This is a genomic window from Lonsdalea quercina (genome assembly GCF_900107885.1).
Taxonomy (GTDB): Bacteria; Pseudomonadota; Gammaproteobacteria; order Enterobacterales; family Enterobacteriaceae; genus Lonsdalea; species Lonsdalea quercina.
Map to the genome: position 1 here is coordinate 1 of NZ_FNQS01000027.1, position 1,898 is coordinate 1,898.

A 1,898-nucleotide genomic window follows, 5' to 3' on the forward strand; every position below is an offset into this window, starting at 1 on the left:
GATACCGCCGCGCCGGAAGCGTCCATCACCATCGACGATGTGACCGCTGACAACACGGTGAACATTGCCGAAGCGGGTCAGAACCAGAACGTGACCGGCCGCGTCGGCAACGACGTGCAGGTGGGCGATACGGTGACCGTGACTATCGGCGATCAGGCTTATCAGACTACCGTCACCGCGTCGGACAACGGCAATGTGTGGAGTGTGAGCGTGCCGGGCGAGGTACTGGCCGGTAATAATGAAATTCATGCCGAAGTCACCACCACGGATGCGGCGGGTAACCCGACCACGGCATCTGCCGATCATGGTTACGCGGTCGATACCGCCGCGCCGGAAGCGTCCATCACCATCGACGATGTGACGGCAGACAACACCGTGAATATCGCGGAAGCGGGACAGCCGCAGGCCATCACCGGTCGCGTCGGCAACGACGTGCAGGTGGGCGATACGGTGACCGTGACCATTGGCGATCAGTCTTACCAGACTACGGTGACCGCCTCCGATAACGGCAACGTATGGAGTGTGTCTGTGCCGGGCGAGGTGCTGGCCGGTAACAATGACATTCATGCTGAAGTCACCACCACGGATGCGGCCGGTAACCCGACCACTGCCACGGCAGACCACGGTTACTCCGTTGATACCGTCGCGCCGGAAGCGTCGATCACTATCGATAACGTCACCGGTGACAACACCGTCAATATCGCCGAAGCCGGACAGCCGCAGGCCATCACCGGCCGCGTCGGCAACGACGTGCAGGTGGGCGACACGGTGACCGTGACCATCGGCGATCAGGCTTACCAGACTACCGTCACCGCCTCCGATAGCGGCAACGTGTGGAGCGTCAGCGTGCCGGGCGAGGTGCTGGCCGGTAACAGCCAGATCCACGCGGAAGTGACCACTACCGATGGTGCAGGCAACGCCACTACCGCCGGTGCTGACCACAGCTACGCGGTAGATACCGCCGCGCCGGAAGCGTCCATCACCATCGACGATGTGACCGCTGACAACACGGTGAACATTGCCGAAGCAGGTCAGAGCCAGAATGTGACTGGCCGCGTCGGCAACGACGTGCAGGTCGGCGATACGGTCACCGTGACCATCGGCGAGCAGGCATACCAGACTACGGTGACCGCCTCCGATAGCGGCAACGTATGGAGCGTCTCTGTACCGGGCGAGGTATTGGCCGGTAACAGCCAGATCCACGCGGAAGTGACCACTACCGATAGTGCTGGCAACGCCACGACTGCCGGTGCTGACCACAGCTACGCGGTAGATACCGCCGCGCCGGAAGCGTCCATCACTATCGATAACGTCACCGGTGACAACACGGTGAATATCGCTGAAGCCGGTCAGCCGCAGGCTATCACCGGCCGCGTTGGCAACGACGTGCAGGTCGGCGATACGGTGACCGTGACCATTGGCGATCAGGCATACCAGACTACCGTCACCGCGTCGGACAACGGCAACGTGTGGAGCGTGAGCGTGCCGGGCGACGTGCTGGCCGGTAATTCGCAGATCCATGCCGAAGTCACTACCACCGATGCGGCGGGTAACCCAACGACTGCCACGGCCGACCACGGTTATTCCGTTGATACGGCGGCACCGGAAGCGAGCATCACTATCGATAACGTCACCGGTGATAACACGGTGAATATCGCCGAAGCCGGTCAGAATCAGAATGTGACTGGCCGCGTCGGCAACGACGTGCAGGTGGGCGATACGGTCACCGTGACCATCGGCGATCAGGATTACCAGACCACCGTGACGGCCTCCGATAACGGCAATGTGTGGAGTGTCAGCGTGCCGGGCGACGTGCTGGCCGGTAACAGCCAGATCCACGCGGAAGTGACCACTACCGACGGTGCAGGCAACGCCACGACTGCCGGTGCTGACCACAG

At 62.1% G+C, this 1,898-nt stretch carries 1 protein-coding gene; it reads left to right on the forward strand.

Going from position 1 to position 1,898, the window contains the following annotated elements; all coding sequences use genetic code 11:
• Positions 1-1,898 (forward strand): Ig-like domain-containing protein (locus BLU64_RS16900; RefSeq protein ID WP_139171543.1); only part of this gene is annotated, 1,898 nt, incomplete at both ends.